Annotated in this window: 15 protein-coding genes and 1 pseudogene; 4 read left to right on the top strand and 12 right to left on the bottom strand. The window is 59.7% G+C overall.

The window, feature by feature from the left end; translation table 11 throughout:
• Positions 1-28 precede the first annotated feature (28 nt).
• The 8 genes from mgrA to EDE09_RS19360 all read right to left on the bottom strand — a co-directional run bounded on the left by mgrA (position 29) and on the right by EDE09_RS19360 (position 9820).
• On the bottom strand, positions 29-1078 hold the full coding sequence (gene mgrA, locus EDE09_RS19395; protein WP_112796641.1) for an L-glyceraldehyde 3-phosphate reductase: 1050 nt from the start codon (positions 1076-1078) through the stop codon (positions 29-31).
• Positions 1079-1141: 63 nt separating this feature from the next.
• Positions 1142-2275, bottom strand: a complete 1134-nt coding sequence (locus EDE09_RS19390) for a Gfo/Idh/MocA family oxidoreductase (RefSeq protein WP_132412431.1) — start codon at positions 2273-2275, stop codon at positions 1142-1144.
• A gap of 23 nt (positions 2276-2298) precedes the next feature.
• Positions 2299-3060, bottom strand: a complete 762-nt coding sequence (locus tag EDE09_RS19385; protein ID WP_112796639.1) for a sugar phosphate isomerase/epimerase — start codon at positions 3058-3060, stop codon at positions 2299-2301.
• A gap of 23 nt (positions 3061-3083) precedes the next feature.
• On the bottom strand, positions 3084-5519 hold the full coding sequence (locus EDE09_RS19380; protein WP_132412429.1) for a glycoside hydrolase family 2 protein: 2436 nt from the start codon (positions 5517-5519) through the stop codon (positions 3084-3086).
• Between the two features lie 9 nt (positions 5520-5528).
• Positions 5529-6632, bottom strand: coding sequence for an ABC transporter ATP-binding protein (locus tag EDE09_RS19375; RefSeq protein ID WP_112796689.1), 1104 nt, complete (start codon positions 6630-6632; stop codon positions 5529-5531).
• Between the two features lie 14 nt (positions 6633-6646).
• Complete coding sequence (locus EDE09_RS19370) at positions 6647-7591, bottom strand: carbohydrate ABC transporter permease (RefSeq protein WP_105373455.1); 945 nt, start codon at positions 7589-7591, stop codon at positions 6647-6649.
• Positions 7584-8486, bottom strand: coding sequence for a sugar ABC transporter permease (locus EDE09_RS19365; protein WP_112796634.1), 903 nt, complete (start codon positions 8484-8486; stop codon positions 7584-7586). The genes EDE09_RS19370 and EDE09_RS19365 overlap by 8 nt, the downstream gene beginning before the upstream one ends.
• Positions 8487-8584: 98 nt before the next feature.
• A complete protein-coding gene (locus tag EDE09_RS19360) occupies positions 8585-9820 on the bottom strand; it encodes an ABC transporter substrate-binding protein (protein ID WP_112796632.1) in 1236 nt (411 codons plus the stop codon).
• Positions 9821-10236: 416 nt separating this feature from the next.
• Between EDE09_RS19360 and EDE09_RS19355 the strand changes: the two genes are divergently transcribed.
• Both EDE09_RS19355 and EDE09_RS19350 read left to right on the top strand, forming a co-directional pair.
• On the top strand, positions 10237-11286 hold the full coding sequence (locus tag EDE09_RS19355; RefSeq protein WP_112796629.1) for a LacI family transcriptional regulator: 1050 nt from the start codon (positions 10237-10239) through the stop codon (positions 11284-11286).
• A 115-nt stretch (positions 11287-11401) separates the two neighbouring features.
• Positions 11402-12208 (top strand): annotated as a pseudogene (locus tag EDE09_RS19350) (sulfite exporter TauE/SafE family protein).
• 90 nt (positions 12209-12298) lie between these two features.
• Here the strand turns inward: EDE09_RS19350 and gndA are convergent.
• On the bottom strand, positions 12299-13732 hold the full coding sequence (gndA, locus tag EDE09_RS19345) for an NADP-dependent phosphogluconate dehydrogenase (RefSeq protein ID WP_112796626.1): 1434 nt from the start codon (positions 13730-13732) through the stop codon (positions 12299-12301).
• A 208-nt stretch (positions 13733-13940) separates the two neighbouring features.
• Between gndA and EDE09_RS19340 the strand changes: the two genes are divergently transcribed.
• Both EDE09_RS19340 and EDE09_RS19335 read left to right on the top strand, forming a co-directional pair.
• Positions 13941-14348: an SRPBCC family protein gene (locus EDE09_RS19340; RefSeq protein WP_112796624.1), complete on the top strand. Its 408-nt coding sequence runs from the start codon at positions 13941-13943 to the stop codon at positions 14346-14348.
• Between the two features lie 13 nt (positions 14349-14361).
• The gene (locus EDE09_RS19335) at positions 14362-14718 is read left to right on the top strand and encodes a VOC family protein (protein ID WP_112796622.1); all 357 of its coding nucleotides are present in this window, start codon (positions 14362-14364) and stop codon (positions 14716-14718) included.
• A gap of 5 nt (positions 14719-14723) precedes the next feature.
• Here the strand turns inward: EDE09_RS19335 and EDE09_RS19330 are convergent, their stop codons facing one another.
• The 3 genes from EDE09_RS19330 to EDE09_RS19320 all read right to left on the bottom strand — a co-directional run bounded on the left by EDE09_RS19330 (position 14724) and on the right by EDE09_RS19320 (position 17578).
• A complete protein-coding gene (locus EDE09_RS19330; RefSeq protein ID WP_112823787.1) occupies positions 14724-15434 on the bottom strand; it encodes a PAS domain-containing protein in 711 nt (236 codons plus the stop codon).
• Positions 15435-15607: 173 nt separating this feature from the next.
• On the bottom strand, positions 15608-16537 hold the full coding sequence (locus tag EDE09_RS19325; protein WP_105373463.1) for a lipid A biosynthesis lauroyl acyltransferase: 930 nt from the start codon (positions 16535-16537) through the stop codon (positions 15608-15610).
• 12 nt (positions 16538-16549) lie between these two features.
• Positions 16550-17578 carry a zinc-binding dehydrogenase gene (locus tag EDE09_RS19320; protein ID WP_112796618.1) on the bottom strand — a complete coding sequence of 343 codons (1029 nt, stop codon included), beginning with the start codon at positions 17576-17578 and terminating at the stop codon, positions 16550-16552.
• Positions 17579-17673: the final 95 nt, after the last annotated feature.

The raw sequence follows: 17673 nt of genomic DNA, 5'->3' as shown, positions 1-17673 counted from the left end.
GCGGGCGGGCCGCCGGGCGCTGTTTCATTCACTTGTTGCGGGATGGCCCCTGGCGCTCCGCCGAAGCCGCCCAGAGATTGATATCCGCATCCTTTGCAAAAGTATCGATTTCGGCCAGCTCCTGTGGCGTGAAATCGGGCTTTTCCAGCGCCTTGACGCAATCTTCGACCTGCTCGGGACGGCTGGCGCCGATCAGCGCGGTGGTAACCCGTCCGCCGCGCAGGGCCCAGGCAAGCGCCATCTGGGCAAGCGTCTGGCCACGTTTTTCGGCGATGGCGTTCAAGCCGCGAAGATTCCCGATATTTCTTTCGTTCAGAAATTCCGACCGTAGCGATTTGCCCTGGGCCGCTCGGCTGCCCTCCGGAATGCCGCCGAGATATTTCGACGTCAACATGCCCTGCGCCAGGGGCGAGAAGACGATCGAGCCGATGCCGAGATCTTCGATCGCATCGAGAAGGCCGTCTTCCTCGATCCAACGGTTGATCATGGAATAGCTGGGCTGATGGATGAGAATGGGCGTGCCGAGCTGCTCGAGGATTGCCGCAGCCTCGCGGGTGCGCCTGGAGTTGTAGGAGGAAATCCCGACGTAGAGCGCCCTGCCCGACCGGACGATATGGTCCAGCGCGCCGCAGGTTTCTTCGAGCGGCGTATCGGGATCGAAGCGGTGCGAATAGAAGATGTCGACATAATCGAGACCCATCCGCTTCAGGCTCTGGTCGCAGGAGGCGATCAGATATTTGCGGCTACCCCATTCTCCATAGGGACCGGGCCACATGTTGTAGCCGGCTTTGGACGAAATGATCAGCTCGTCGCGATAGCCCCTGAAGTCCTCCCGCAGGATCTGGCCGAAGGCTGTCTCGGCACTGCCCGGTTTCGGGCCGTAGTTGTTGGCGAGATCGAAATGAGTAATGCCGAGATCGAAGGCCCTTCGGCAGATCGCGACCTTCCGCTCATGCGGGGTATCGTCGCCGAAATTGTGCCAGAGGCCGAGCGAGATCGCCGGTAGCTGCAGGCCGGAACGGCCGCAGCGGTTGTATTTCATCTTGGAATAGCGGTCTTCCGCCGGTTGCCAGGCCATGACGCCCTCCTCATGTCTTGGATGGACGCGGGCGCGAACGGCCCGCGTCAAACACATAGCGGATCAGCGCAGAAGCGCCAGTGCCTCGTTGATGCCGAGAGCCGCGGGCTGGGTGCAGGTGGTGGACAGTTCGATGAAGCGGCCCTCCTCGCCGGACTTGAGAATCGAGGTCATCACATCCACGCCATGCAGTGTCCGCTCGAGCGAGCAACGGGCATCGCGACCCTCGATGATGGCGATCGCCATATCCGCAAGACCTGCCGTGCGGTAATTGGCACGCGGCCCCTGGGGGCTTTCCTGGTTCAGGACGCCGAAGGGATGGTCCCAGTCCTCCAGGGGCTGGATATCCTTGTTGCGCCCGCTTGCCTCGACCACGCCGCCGAAGAAATTCGGATCGGGGACGAAAAGCGAACCCTCAGTGCCGTAGAGCTCCATATTCGCATGGCGATGCGACCAGACATCCCAGCTGGCCGAGAGCGTGATCGTAGCGCCGCTGACAAATTCGAGGAGTGCGTGGATGGTGGTCGGTGTTTCGACCGGGATCACCTGGCCTTTCAGCGGCTCGCTGGTGATCGTCCGCGTTGGGCTTGCCATGGAGGTCAGCGCCCCGACGCGCTTCACCGGACCAATCAGATTGATCAGGTTGGCAATGTAATAGGGTCCGAGGTCGAGGATCGGCCCGCCGCCTTCCAGAAAGAAGAAGCCCGGATTGGGATGCCACATCTCCATGCCGGGGCTCATGACATGGCAGGTCCCGGACGTGATGCGGCCGATGCCGCCCTCGTCGATATATTTACGGGCAAGTTGATGCGAACCGCCGAGGAATGTGTCCGGGGCGCAGCCGACCGAGAGGCCTTTTTCCCTGGCGAGCGCCTGGAGCGCCTTGCCCTCCTCAAGCGTCACCGTCAACGGCTTTTCGGAATAGACGTGCTTGCCAGCTTCCAGGATCGCCTTGGAAACGGAAAAATGCGCAGCCGGGATCGTCAGGTTGACGATCACGTCCAACTCGTCATTGGCCAGCAGATCTGAGATCGACTGCGCCTTGACGCCGTATTCTTCCGCTCGAGCCTCCGCCGTCTCGTCGTTGAGATCAGCGCAGGCCAGCACTTTCAGGCCTTTGAAAAGCGGCGCCAGCTTGAAATAGGTCGTGGAAATATTGCCGCATCCCATGATGCCGACGCCAAGTTCCTTGGGCATGAAAAACTCCGAAATCTCAGTGATCAATAGGTCTTGAAGGAGGCGATGGACCGCGTCAGCAGCCGGTCGATATCCTTCGGATTGTCGTGTTCGAGGACGTAGTGCTTGGCCGGGGTCTTCCTTAGCGCTGCCGCCAGATCCTTCCACGGCACGGTGCCGTGACCGACATCGGCCCAACCGTCCTCATCCGTATTCTCGCCGGCCGGAGCGATGTCCTTGACATGCACGGCGGTAATCCGATCACCGTGACGCTCGATCCAGGCAAAGGGGTCGGCGCCGCCGCGGATGACCCAGGCGATATCAGCTTCCCAGGCGAGGTCAGGACCGCCGGCGAAGATTTCCTCCTGCGGCGTCGAGCCATCGGGAAGCGCCTTGAATTCGAAGTCGTGGTTATGCCAGCCGAAGACGTAGCCGGCATCCTGATAACGCTTGCCGGCCTCCTGAAGACGCTTGCCGAAGGCGAACCAGCCCGCGGCGTCCGCCGGCCGCTGATCGGGCAGAAGATAGGGGCAGTAGATCGCTTCCATGCCAAGCGTCTTGGCGATCAGCAGCGCTTGCTGCGGCTCCTTTTCGAGAAGATCGAGGCCGAAGTGGCCGGTGGGCATGGTGAGCCCGTTGGCATCGAGATCGGCCCGCAAGGCCTTGAGCGACAGCTCGTCCATGGTGGCGTAAATGCCGCCGTAACCCTCGACTTCCGCATACCCCGCTGCGGCGACCTTTTTCAAAGTTTCGGACAGTGGCGGAAAGTTGCGGGCGCAATAAAGCTGGAAACCAAGTTTCGTCATGGTGATCCTCCTTGAGAAGAGCGTCAGCCTGCCGTCTGGCAGGAATGGAGATCGTAGATACGGAAATTCGGGATCGCGTCCGTCCGTGCGGCGGGCGTGAAGGTGATCCGGCGGCTTTCGCCGGCAGCAAGGTCGAAGGCATTGTCGGAATAGCGGCCGGCCGTATCGCTTTCGATCAATACGAAAAGCGCAAGCCCCTTCGCCTGTACGAGAAGATCGATCGCGCCGTCACCGGCAGGAGACATGGAGAACTCAAGGCCCGCCGGCTCCAGGTCGAGGGCTTTGTAGGTGCCGTGGACATAGTGCCCCTCTCCGCCCATCCCGTTGGATGCGGTAAAGGTCCAGGCCATGATTGAGTTCTCCGGCAGATCTGAAACCGGCAGCCTCAAAGCCGTTACCGCAGAGTCCGGCGTACAGACGGCTTCGATGCTCTTGAGCAGCTTGCGCTCGCCCGAAAGCGTCAGCAGGGAAAGATTGATGGTGACCGTGATATCGGCAGGCGTGTCGTTGACCAGCGAAATCTGGATATCCTTGCCATCTTGGGATGGAATTGCAGCCACCGCAACCGGCTGGAAGAAGCGCCGGGCCATGTAGTGCAGCACTTTCCAGCTGCCGCCATAGTCAAGGCTCGACCAGGAGGCGACCGGCCAGGTGTCATTGAGCTGCCAATAGAGCGTGCCCATGCAATGGGGCTTCAAGGACCGCCAGTAATCGACTGCCGTCTTGATCGCCACGCCCTGTTGCACCTGGCTCAGATAGACGAAGTTCGGAAAATCCTTCGGGAAGCGGAAATTGCGGAACATCGTGCCGGCGATGCGCTCGTTGCCGCCGACATTCTTCTGGTGGTGCTCCATCACCGGCGACGCGATGTTCATGTCCTTGCTCGCCGCATAGGTCTCGATGACTGGCAACGAGGTATAGGACTGGAAACCAAATTCGGAGCAGAAACGGGGACGGACCGAACGGTAATTGTCGAACGGCTTGTTCTCGTGCCAGACCGACCAGTAATGCATGTCTCCCGACCCGTCCGCATGCCATGCATCGCCATAATCGAGGTAGCCGGAGGCCGGGCTCGAGGGCCACCAGATGGCTTCCGGAGCCGCCTTCTTCAGTGCCTGCTCGATCACCCGGTTCAAACGGTCATAAGAAACCAGATAACGATCCCGGTTTTCGAGAGACTCCTTGAACCAGTTGAGCGCGCCGACCAGTTCGTTATCGCCGCACCAGACGACGATCGATGGATGCGAGATCAGGCGCCGCACCTGGTAATCCACCTCCGCCTCGGCATTTTCGAGGAAATCGGGCGTGGATGGATAAAGATTGCAGGCGAACTGAAAGTCCTGCCAGACCATCAAGCCGAGCCGGTCGCAGAGATCGTAGAACCAGTCGGCTTCATAGAACCCGCCGCCCCAGACGCGAAGCATGTTCATGTTCGCGTCGACCGCCGATTGCAACAGATCCTCGGTCTTTTGGGGACTGGTCAACGAAAACAGCGCATCAGCCGGAATCCAGTTCGCACCGCGGCAGAAGATCTCGCGGCCGTTGATGCGGAAGGCGAAGCGACTGCCGGCCTCGTCGGGATCGGTGAGGAGTTCGACGGTCCGTAGGCCGATTTGGCGGGTGACAGTCTCGCCAGGAATATCCACCGTCAGCGTGTAAAGATGCTGATCGCCGCTGCCCGCCGGCCACCAGAGTTTCGGGCTTTCGATCTCGAAGACATGGTGGACAATCGTCTCGCCAGCCTCGATACCGCAATCGAGCCGCACCCGGTCCCCCTCGAGCTCGAAATGCACCGGTACGATGCCGGGATCTTTTGCGTAAAGCGTCAGAGCGACGTGAAGCTCGACCTTGCCTTCACCGTGTCTCTGCCTGGTGACGATATGTTCGATGCGAGCCGTATCGAGCTTGTTCAGCGAGATTTCGCCATAGAGGCCGAGCGGCGCGAGTGCGATATTCCAATCCCAGCCGAAATGGCATTGCGGCTTGCGCAGCATATTGCCGTTCGGGATCGGGCAGTTTCCCGTCGAATACGGAATATAGAAGGGTTGGCGCGCTTGACGCTCGGCCGCAGCTTCTATGTTCGAATGGAAGTGGATGCGGATCGTATTTTCGCCGGGCTGAAGGGCCGACGAAACATCCGGCCGGTAGCGCCGGAAGCAATTGTCGGCCGAAAGTACCGGGACATCGTTTACAAAGACGATGGCGACCGTATCGAGATCGGTGATGTCGAGATACCAGCTGCCGTCCGGATCATCGACGATGAACTGCCGCTCAATCACCCAGTCCTGATGCGCCACCCACTGTACGTCGTTCTCGTTGCGGCCAAAATAGGGGTCGGGAATGATGCCGGCCGCCTTCAGCGCGCTGTGAACGTCGCCCGGGATCTGCATCTCGGTGCGGTGCGCTCCGTCGGCGGACGCAAGCTGCCAGGAGCCGGAAAGGTCTAGGGAAGATTCCATTGGCTCTGCTCAGATGCGGTCTTCTGTCTCGGCGTCGAAAAGTGAGGCCATCGTCATATCGAAAGCAAGCCGGACCCTGGTGCCGACGGCATAACGGCGAGCGCCGCCGATGCGCACCGACATGGTATGGCCCGCATGTTTGAGCCAGAGAAGGTTGTCGGCGCCCATCGGCTCCTCGATGTCGACTACCGCCTCGTGGACCTCGCCACCCTGAATGTCGCCATCCACCTTGATATGCTCGGGCCGGACGCCCAAAATTACCTTGCGCCCTGCCCTCAGCGGCCCCGACGCATCGTAACCGTCGAGCGAGAAGCTGACGTCGTTCGTTCTGAAAACGATGCGGCCGCCCTCATCCACCAATTCTCCGGTCAGGAAGTTCATCGACGGCGAGCCGATGAAGCCAGCCACGAACCGGTTTCTGGGCCGGTTGTAGATGATCACCGGGTCATCAAGCTGTTGAATCACACCGCTCTTCATGATCGCAATCCGGTCGGCGAGCGTCAGCGCCTCGATCTGGTCGTGCGTCACATAGATCATCGTGTTCTTGAGCGACTGGTGCAGACGCTTGATTTCGACACGCAGTTCCGAGCGCAGCTTGGCGTCGAGGTTCGACAGCGGTTCATCGAACAGGAATACGTCGACGTCGCGCACCAGCGCCCGCCCGATCGCCACACGCTGGCGCTGGCCGCCGGAAAGTTCGGCCGGCTTGCGCTTCAGGAGCGGCTCGATCTGCAGGATGCCGGCAGCGCGCGCGACGCGGCGATCGATCTCCTCCTTCGGGACTTTCGCCACTTGAAGACCGAAGGAAAGGTTCTTCTCCACTGTCATCTGCGGATAGAGTGCATAAGACTGGAAAACCATGCCGATGCCGCGGTCCTTGGGCTCTTCCCAGGTGACGTTCCGGTCCTTGATGAAGATCTGGCCTTCGGTCGGTTCGAGAAGCCCCGCAATACAATTGAGCAGCGTTGACTTGCCGCAGCCGGAAGACCCGAGCAACACCAGGAACTCGCCATCGCGAATGTCGAGATTGAGGTTCTCGAGAACCTTCACCGAGCCGAAAGAAAGCGACAGATCGCGAATGGAGACGCTGCTCTGCTTGCCGATGGAAACCATATTGTGCATCAGGCTTACCCTTTGACTGCGCCGGCGGCGATACCGCGAACGAAAAGCCGGCCGGACAGGAAATAGACGATGAGCGGAACGGCACCCGTCAAAAGCGTCGCCGCCATGTTGACGTTGTATTCCTTCACGCCCTGAACCGAATTGACGATGTTGTTGAGCTGAACGGTCATCGGATAGGTGTCCGGCCGGGTGAAGACGACCCCGAACAGGAAGTCGTTCCAGATACCGGTGACCTGCAGGATCATCGCGACCACGAAGATCGGCAGCGACATGGGGAGCATGATCCGGAAATAGATCTGCCAGAACCCGGCCCCGTCGATACGCGCCGCCTTGAACAACTCCACCGGAAGCGAGGCGAAATAGTTCCGGAAAAGCAGCGTCAGGATCGGCATGCCGAAGATCGTGTGGACGATGACGAGCCCCGTAAGTGTGCCGTAGATCCCCAACTCCCTGAGAACGATGACGATCGGATAGATCATCACCTGATAGGGAATGAAGGCGCCGATGATGAGGATCGAGAAGAACAGCTCCGCTCCCTTGAACCGCCAGTTGGCGAGCGCATACCCGCTGACCGAGGCAACCGCGATCGAAACGACCACGGAAGGCACGAGGATGCGTACGGAATTCCAGAATCCTCGGGACAGACCGTCGCAGTTGAGCCCGGTGCAGGCCTGCGCCCAGGCCTTCACCCAAGGCTCGAAGGTAATCTCCATCGGCGGCGAGAAGATGTTGCCGAGACGGACCTCGGGCATGCCCTTGAGCGAGGTGACGACCATCACGTAAAGCGGCAGCAGGTAATAGAGCGCTGCGACGGTGAGGGTCCCGTAAAGCACGATATTGCGGGTCGACAGCATGCGGCGCGGCTTACGGCCGCTCGGGCCGGAGGCAAGGCGGGAAGAAACCGCGTCAAAACCCGCGGCGGTCGTGTTGAGGGTGCTGATATTAGCCACGCTTGCGTCCTCCGAACTCGAGGTAGGCCCACGGGACCACGATGATAGCGACGGTCAGCAGCATCATCGTCGAGGCGGCAAAGCCCTGACCGAGGTTCTGGGCCTGGAACATGTAGTCGTAGACGTATTTTGCCGGGACTTCGGAAGCGTTGCCGGGACCGCCGCTGGTCTGTGCGACCACGAGGTCGTAAACCTTGACGATGCCGCTCGCGATGATGACGAGCGTGGTGATGAATACCGGGCGCATCATAGGAATGATGATAAGAAGATAGGTCTTCCACATCGGAATGCCGTCGACGCGCGCCGCCTTCCAGATGTCCTCGTCGATGCCGCGCAAACCGGCCAGCATCAGGCACATGACGAGCCCCGTACCCTGCCAGAGAGCGGCGATCAGGATGCCATAGATGACGATGTCGGGATCATAGAGCGGATCGAAGGCGAACGAGGTCCAGCCAAGCGAGCGGATGACGGATTGAATACCGAATTCAGGGTTGAGTACCCACTGCCAAACCAGCCCTGTAACGATGAAGGAAAGCGCGAAGGGGTAGAGAAAGATCGTCCGGAAGGCGTTCTCGAACCGAATCTTTTGATCCATCAGCGCCGCCAGCAGAAAGCCGATGACCAGGCTAAAGATCAGCGAAAGGATGCCATAGATGGCAAGGTTCTGGATCGAGATGATCCAGCGGGACGATGCCCAAAGACGTTCGTATTGATCGAGGCCCACGAAGTTGAGCCGTGGCAGAAGCCTGGAATTCGTAAAGGAATAAAACACCGTCCAGAGTGTGCCGCCGAGGAAGATCACCAGGGCGACAAGCATCATCGGGATGGAAGCGATCTTCGCATTGAGGTTGCGGAAGAGCTGGTTGGGTCGGCCGGTCGGAGCATGTGCCGCCATGGTCTCTCCTCTCCAGGGAATGAACCGTTTCCTGAAAACAAATCCTCGTTCCGGCCCCGTATGCTACGGGGCCGGTTTCCGGGGCATCCGGGAGGAAATCAATCCGCCGAGCCGATGATATCCGCGAAGCGCTTCTGCGCAGCTTCCGGAGTGATCGAGGCATTGGCGAAGAATTCGGACATCAGGTCTTCCTTCTGCTTCTGCGTATCGGCCGAAACGAGCTGATCGACGCTCTTGATGATATTGCCCTTGCCGAGGATCTCGAGACCCTTTTTCATGCAGTCATTGGCAGCGGCGAGATCGACGTCGCTGCGAATAGGAAGAGAGCCCTTTTTAAGGTTGAACGCGACCTGCGTTTTTGGATCCACGATTGCCGCAGCGAGGATATCCTGAGCCTTGGACTTCTCTTCATCCTTCAGCAGCGGGAAATAGAATGCATCGCCGCCGGTCGTCAGATACTCGTTGAGACCGAGACCCGGAAGGCAGGTATAGTCCGTTCCGGCCTTCTTGCCGGCAATCTGGAACTCGCCCTGTGCCCAGTCCCCCATGATCTGACCACCAGCCTTGCCGGTCAGGACCATGTTGGTTGCCTGGTTCCAATCCTGGACATTGCTGCCCTTCGCCATGTCGCGGGCCTGGGCTGCAGCTGCGAAGATCTTTGCCATCTCCGGACCACCGGCTGTCTCGGCGTCCTTCTTGACGTAGACCGTCTCGTAAAGTTCCTTGCCACCAAGCGAGATGGTCAAGGTGTCGAACAAGCCGTTCGCCTGCCAGGCCTGACCGCCCAGCGCCAGCGGCTGGATCCCGGCCTTCTTCAAAGCAGGCGCCGCCGCAACCAGATCGTTCCAGTTCTTCGGAACATCGACGCCGGCCTTCTTGAAGGCTTCGTTAGAAAGCCACAGCCACTGCCACGAATGGATATTGATCGGCGCGCAATAGATCTTGCCGTCGATGGTGCAGGAATCAAGCAGGCTCGCCGGCTTGATGACATCCTTCCACTTGCCCTTCTCCGCAACCGCCGTGAGGTCGCGCATCAGGCCTTCCTGGACCAGTTCCTCGGCCTGACGGCCATGGTTGAACTGAGTGGCGCCCATGGGATCGCCGCCGGTGATGCGGCTGATCATGATCGGCCGCGCGGTGCTGCCGGAACCGGCGATGGCGCCATCCACCCACTTGTTGCCTGTCGCGTTGAATGCTTTTGCGAGTTCGCCAACAGCGGCAGCTTCGCCACCGGAAGTCCACCAATGGGTGACTTCCAGATCGGTGGCATAAGCAGCGCTGAACGGCAGCGTTACGGTTGCGGCAAAAGCGGCCGCCATCGCACGAATATTCATGAGTGTCCTCCCTCACTGAAACGTTGCCGTGAAAACCTAGGCCAATCGTCAGGATCGCGCAACCGCTTTTGCCAGAAAAAATTTCGGCCGCGGGATAATACATCTTAAACGTGCTGATACGGACACCTCAGCTGTGAAGGGAGCAATGCAAAACCCCCCAAAGAATAGGAGATTCTCGGAAATTTCTCGAAGCGTCTGCGGCTTTTCCCTTAGCATCTGCAAAAAATGACTTCGCACCTGCGTTGTGCAATCTACGGCGGCAGAAAACGAAATGACATCAAAAATCTTCTCGACATTTTACCTGTATCGTTTCAGTTATTGAATTCTGGTGAGGAGACAGGAAAGGGTCGCCGCCGTTTTCAGGCAAGCTTGAGCTCACTATAGTGGCCACCTGACTCGGGCAGCGACGGCAAATAATGGACGATAGCGGAAGATCAAGGACGGGCGGATCGCAGGTGGTCCGTGAACGTCCCACCTTGAAGACAATCGCCTATATGACAGGTTTGGGGATCACCACCGTGTCGCGGGCGCTCAAGGACGCTCCGGATATCGGCGCCGAGACCAAGGAACGTGTCCGTCTCGTCGCCAACCAGCTCGGCTATCAGCCGAACCGCGCCGGCGTAAGGCTGCGCACAGGTAAAACAAACGTCATCGCCCTTGTCCTGAGCATCGACGAGGAATTGATGGGCTTTACGAGCCAGCTCGTGCACGGGATTTCCGAGGTGCTCGGCGGCACCCAGTATCACCTGGTGGTGACGCCGCATTCCTTCCAGAAGGACCCGATGGTGCCCGTGCGCTACATCCTCGACACCGGCTCCGCCGACGGAGTGATCATATCCCGCATAGAGCCCGAAGACGCACGCGTGCGGCTGATGACGGAGCGGAACCTTCCTTTCGTCACCCATGGCCGCACCGATATGGGCATCGCCCACCCCTATCACGACTATGATAACGAGGCCTATGTCTATCAGGCCGTCCGGAAGCTCGTCGAAAAGGGGCGCCGGCGCATTGCCCTTCTCGCGCCGCAGAGCCGCTTTTCCTTCTACAACCATAGCCGCAACGGTTTCGAACGTGGCCTGGCGGATTTCGGGGGAACGGAAGTTCCCATGGGACGCGTGACGAGCGAGACACCGCTCGACGAGATCCGCGCCCATGCCGAGAGACTGATGCGTTCTGCCGAGCCGCCGGACGGCATTATCTCGATCAGCGGATCTTCGACGATCGCCTTGGTTGCCGGTTTGGAAGCCGCAGGCAAGAAGCTTGGCGTCGATCTCGATATGGTGTCGAAGCAGTCCGCCGAATTCCTGAACTGGATCCGCCCGGAAATCTACACGGTCAACGAGGATGTGCGGCAGTCCGGTCGCGAACTGGCCAAGGCGCTGATGGCACGCATCGACGGTGTTGCACCGGAGCTCCTCCAGAGCGTGGCGCAGCCGGTCTGGTCGAAAAGAGCGCCGAGGGACTGAGGGTTTCACCGCAGAGACGGTCGTCCCTGTCACCCCATTTGACGGCAGGAGCCACGGTTTCGTGCCATCGCCCGGCCGGCTTTCCAGTGCGAAATATCTGTGCATATATATCGCCATGGGCGACGTTACCAATACTCCCGTTTCTCGTAGCCTGCCCGCCGCTTTCTGCGGCGGAACACTGATCGGGGGAGTCGGCGGCCTGATAGGCCTTGGAGGTGCCGAATTTCGCCTGCCTCTGCCGATCGGCCTGTTCAGGTTCCCGGCACTGGAAGCCGCCATACTCAACAAGGCGATGAGCCTGGTGGTGGTCGCCACCGCGATCCCGTTCCGTAGCGGAACAGTTCCCCTCGGCGCGGTCGCCGGTCACTGACCGGTCATTCTCAACCTTCTTGCAGGAAGCGTGCTCGGCGCCTGGCTCGGTGCGGGAAGGACGACGCGCCTACGGTCGGAAACGCTGCACAAGGTCATTGCCGCCATGCTGGTCGCCATCACGGTGGTCCTTGTCCTGGAACATCAGCTGACATCCAGCCAGGCTCTGGTCACCGGGCCGGCTCAGCTCGTCGCGGGTGTGATTGCGGGCTTCATCATCGGCATCGTCGCTGCATTGCTCGGCGTAGCAGGCGGTGAACTGCTGATCCCGACGCTCGTGCTACTCTTCGGCGTGGATATCAAACTGGCGGGCAGCCTGTCCCTTGCGGTGAGCCTCCCGACCATGCTCGTCGGCTTCACCCGGTACAGCCTTGACGACAGCTTCTTCGCCATCACCAGAAACAGACTGTTCCTGATGATAATGGCGATCGGGTCGATTGCCGGCACATTTCTGGGAGGCATGCTTCTGGGTCTCGTGCCGGACGCCCTTCTGCTGCCGGCGCTGGCCTTGATCCTGCTGATTTCCGCAGTGAATGTGGGGCGGCACGCCTGACTTACCGAGTCACCGTCGCCATGCGTCGATTGCGAATGCAAAAAGCCCGCCTTACCGGCGGGCTTCGATCTGCAGGAATTGCTTTCCCGATCAGGCAAATTCAGCGAGGCCGCTACCCCATGGGCCGTGGTGCTTGTCGACGCCATCGACGCGGTCGAATCCATGCGCGCCGAAGAAGTCGCGCTGCGCCTGGATTAGATTGGCCGTGCCGCGCCCGCGGCGATAGGCATCGAAATAGGAAAGCGCCGAAGCGAGTGCCGGGGCCGGCAGGCCGGAAAGCGCCGCAAACGACACGACCCGGCGAAGAGCGCCATCGGTATCCTTCACCATCTGCGAGAAGGCCGGGGTGACGATGAGGTTCGCCACATGCGGATCCTTGGTGAAGGCCGAGGTGATTTCATCCAGGAACTGCGAGCGGATGATGCAGCCGGCGCGCCATATCTTGGCGATCGTCGGCATCGGCAGATTCCAGCCGTATTCGGCGGAAGCGGCGGCCATCACCGCAAACCCTTGGGCGTAGGCGCCGATCTTGGCCGCGAGCAGCGCATTTTCGAGATCGGCGATAAAAGCTGCCTTGTCCATTGGCGTGTCTGAAATCTTCGGGAGGCCGAAAATCTTTTCTGCCGCCACGCGTTCCTTTTTCTGCGAGGACAAAATACGGCCGGCAACAGCGGCTTCGATGGCGGTCGCCGCGACGCCCATGTTCTGGGCTTCGATGACCGACCATTTGCCGGTCCCCTTCTGGCCGGCGGCGTCAACGATCAGATCGACCATCGGCTTGCCGGAGATCGGGTCCGCGGCCTTCAGAACCTTCTCGGAGATTTCGATGAGATAGGAATTGAGGCGGCCGGTATTCCATTTGCCGAACACTTCGCCGATCTCCGTCGCGCTCATGCCGAGGCCGTCGCGCAGGATGCCGTAGATTTCGGCGATCATCTGCATGTCAGCATATTCGATGCCGTTGTGGATCGTCTTGACGAAATGGCCGGCGCCATTCTGCCCGAGCCAGGCAACACAGGGTTCGTCGTTGAATTTGGCGGAGATCGAGGTCAGGACCTTTTCGACACGCTTCCAGCTTTCCTCGGTGCCGCCGACCATGATCGACGGACCGTGCCGGGCACCCTCTTCGCCACCCGAAACACCCATGCCGATGAAGGTCAGGCCGCTATCGTTCAGATTGTCGAAGCGGCGCATCGTGTCGCGGAAATTGGCATTGCCCGCGTCGATCATGATATCGCCTGAAGACAGATAGGGTTTCAGAAGCTCCATCTGCTGGTCGACCGGATCGCCGGCCTTGATCATGATGATGATCGGCCGCGGCGGGCGGATGGAGGCGACGAAATCTTCCAAAGTCTCGCAAGGGACGATTTGCCCCTGCAGGTCACCTGCCTCGGCGTAAAACTTGCGTGTGGCCTCTGGAGAGCGGTTGAAGACGGCGATCTTGTTGCCCTTCTCGGCGATATTGAGAGAGAGGTTAGAGCCCATGACGCCGAGCCCGATAAGGCCGATTTCTGCCTGTTCCACGGATGTGCCTCCATTTGAAGATTCGCGGCTGTTGTCGCATTCAAACCTTCAAACAGCAAGGCAGGCACGACGCTAAACGATTAAATTTCCATCACACTCACCCCCCGTCGTCAGCCCATAACGTAACGATCATAGAGCGAAACGATCTTGTTTTGTTCCATCTTTCCGGGTTAATCTGGAGGGACGACGGCAAGAGACGGAGAAGGTCATGTCGATATTGCCCGCACGGATCATCCATATCAGCATCGCAAAGCCCTGGCAGGAGGTCTACGCCTTTGCCAAGAGCCCTGAAAACATGCCCCTCTGGGCATCCGGCCTCGCATCCGGCCTCACCCGGGAGGGCGAGGAATGGGTGGGAGACGGTGGTCCGATCGGGAACGTGCGCGTTCGCTTCACGCCGGACAACCCGTTCGGCATCCTCGATCATCGAGTGACGATGGAAAGCGGCCTCGTGGTGGAAAACCCCTTGCGTGTCGTGCCGAACGGAGATGGCGCCGAGGTCATGTTCACGCTCCTGAAGCGCCCCGACCTTGACGACGCTGCTTTCGAGACGGACGCCGCAACCGTTTCGAAGGACCTCGGGACGCTGAAAAGCATTTTGGAAAATAAGCAATAGGAAGGGCGTAGCCATGGGTAGCAAGGGAGCAGACCGGAAGATTGACTATGTCGAGTTTAATGTGCGCGACATAGGAAGGGCCAAGGCATTTTACGGCTCGGCATTCGGCTGGACCTTCACGGACTACGGTCCGGATTATTGCGAGTTTCAGGACGGCCGGCTGACGGGAGGTTTTGCAAATTCTGCAAACGTGAGCGCCAAGGGCGGGCCGCTTGTCATCCTCTTTGCCGACGATATAGAGGACGCGCAGGCGCGGATCGAAAAAGCCGGCGGCGTGATCCTCAAGCCGATCTTCTCTTTTCCCGGCGGACGGCGCTTTCACTTCGCCGATCCGGAAGGATACGAACTGGCCGTCTGGTCGGACAAATAGCCAGGTTAAGCGGCAGGGCGGCGGCGGCGATCAGCCGTCTCCTGCATCACCACGAGCGCGCCGAGCTTCGCTGCGCCCGAAAGACATGGCGACATTCGGCAGCGAATGACGACCGTTTGGCCGTCGATCTGGTCGGCATAGGTCAGCGAGAGATTTTCGCCCGCAAAGCACCGGTCGATACTAGCCCTGAATTCCTTCTGGAAATGATGAACGCCGACGAACTCGGCAAAATGCCGCCCTATCAGTTCTTCACGCGGCACGTCTAGGCGACGGGCATTGGTCTCGTTCGAATAAAGGATCCGGTAGCCGGAGCCGACTACCACTATACGATCGGATATCCGGTTTAAAAGCGCGTCGTTAAGAAAACCGTCAGCCAAGGCGTCCGCCAACACCGTGGCGCCGTCTGCCTCCGGATCAGTATGCTGATCCACAGACACGGGAGGATCCGTCAGCAAATAACGCTCGACCAGCATCTGTAACAGGTGGCCGGTGCGCCGTACGCAGCCCCTGTCGTCGGCCTCCTCGTTCAGGAGGTTGATCGCAAACCGGAATTGGGCCTGGATATTGGCCGGTTCTTTCTCCTGATTGGAGAAGATTGCGAGCAGAAGTGGGTCGAGCTCCCGGTCGAGAGCCGCAGTGGTGTGCGTATCGTCCCGTTCGATTGCCTGCCGCAGATCAGCATACTTGGACCAGAAAAGATCGATCAAAGCTTCCAAAAATGCACCCTCTCCCGTCTCGGAGACATGCCGGTCCTTCCCCCGAAGCTCGGCGTCTCTGCCATTCAAAGCGAATCACATTGATTCTTTTCTCAAAATCGGACCCAATTTGTGGCCGATGACTTAATACAGGAAAATCGCAGATACGGACATTGGTCTGGAAAGTAATGCGGTCATAGGGACCACTTAATCTTCCAGCGGTCGTGGTACCAGAGCCATTGCTCGGGATACTCCCGGACCCAGCTTTCCACCTTGTCATTGAGAATCTGGGCGGTGGCCTGAACATCGAGATTGCCCTTTTCGTCGCGCGGCAGTTCGATCTTTGGCTCTATCTCGAGCCGGTAGCGGTTGTCCGGCAGACGGATGCAGCGGGCGGGATAAACCTCGGCGTTGAATTGCCGGACGAGCTTGCCGAGCAGCGGGTTGGTCCTTACAGGTCTCCCGAAAAAGGTCGTTTTCAGCCCTTTGCGGAACTTTTGATCAACGAGTACCCCCACGCCGCCGCCGTGTTCGAGCCTGCGCGCCAGCGCGAAAGATGAGCCCGCATGCGAGGGCACGAGCTGGCCCATACGGCTTGCCCTAAAATCGAAGATTTTCTTTGCAATGTACGGGTTGTTCGGCGGACGGAAGAGAACCATGACTTCCAGGCCGAACGCCTTGCCCGCAACCGGCAGCAACTCGAAATTGCCGGTGTGCCCGGTAAAGACGATGAAGGGACGCGGATTGTCGCGCAGGTCGACGAAGATCGGAATGCCCGACACTTCCACCCTGCCCGGCTTCGGCCGCTCCGGGTCAAAATCGAACAACCGGTCGAGGAATACGTATTCCGCCGCTAGACGGCCCATATGTCCCCAGCTGGCGACCGCGATCTCCTGCAACTCCTCCTCGGCCTTTTCGGGATAGGCATTGCGCAGATTGGTCAGCATCAGCTTATGCCGGCTGAGCTTCGGACCGACGCGACGCGCCATGCGGTCGGCAAAGCGGATCGCGGGATCGGCGGGGAAAACTTTGAGGAGATTGAGAGCCCCGAAGGCGATCTGCGCCACCAGCCATTGCTGGAAGTTTCTGAGTGCGATCACGATACGGGTGAGGAACATCTTCACGGGGCGGCAACCTCAATCCATGCGCAGCACGATCTTGCCGAAGATCTGCCGGCTTTCCATCCGTGCCAGCGCCGTGTCGATGTCACCGAAGGTGACTTCCGTATCGATGACGGGATGTACGATGCCTTGCGCCATCTTCTGCATGGCGTCGGCCATGTTTTCCATCCGGCAGCCGAAGGAGCCAAGCAGTTTCAGCTGCTGCTGGAAGAGCATCATCAGGTTCATCTCAGTCGAGACACCAGACGTCGAGCCGCAGGTAACGAGGCGGCCGCCCCGCTTCATGCACAGCATCGAGCCGGCCCAGGTATCCTTGCCGACATGCTCGAAAACGACGTCGACGCCCTTCTTCTTGGTGAGCTTGCGAACCACACCTTCGAAGCGGTCCGTCCTGTAGTTGATGACGTGATCCGCGCCGAGCGCCTTGGCGCGCTCGATCTTGTCGTCCGAGCCTACGGTCGTGATGACGGTGCACCCCATCTTCTTGGCGAGCTGGATCGCTGCCGTGCCGATGCCCGAGCCGCCGGCATGAACAAGTATCGTCTCGCCCGGCTGGAGTTTTGCGTTGTCGAAGAGCATGTGTTCCACGGTGCCGAAAGTGACTGGGGCAAGTGCCGCGCCAACCGCATCGACACCCGGAGGCGCCGGGACCAGCAGGCGGGCGGGCAGATTCGTCTTCTCCTGCGCGAAGCCATCGAGATGGAAGCCGTGCACGCCAGATACGTTTTCGCAGAGGTTGTCGCGCCTTTCGCGGCAGGGCTTGCAGAGGCCGCAGGTGCGAGCACCGTAGATCGACACAAGCTGTCCCGGCAGGACGCTTGAGACCCCCGGGCCGATCGCCTCGACGACGCCGGAGGCTTCCGCGCCGATCGTCAATGGCATCTTGCGTTTGGCAAATGCCATACCGCGCCAGCCCCAGACGTCGATGTGGTTCAGCGCCACCGCCTTTACGCGGAGCGTCACTTCGCCCGGGCCGGGCGCGTCAGGCTCCGGAATATCGACGGCTTCAAGCTTGCGGTCATCGATCAGTTGCAGAGCGCGCATAATAGGTCTTCCTTCGCCCGGAGGCGTTAAATTCGTCAAACGTGGTTGGCGACGGTCTCTACAGCATCGGCCCCAAAATCGAAATGATTTTTGGA

The sequence above is a fragment of the Neorhizobium sp. S3-V5DH genome, assembly GCF_004343065.1.
GTDB lineage: Bacteria > Pseudomonadota > Alphaproteobacteria > Rhizobiales > Rhizobiaceae > Neorhizobium > Neorhizobium huautlense.
The sequence above is the reverse complement of the archived record's forward strand: the minus strand, read 5'-3'. Positions and strand labels throughout refer to the sequence as shown.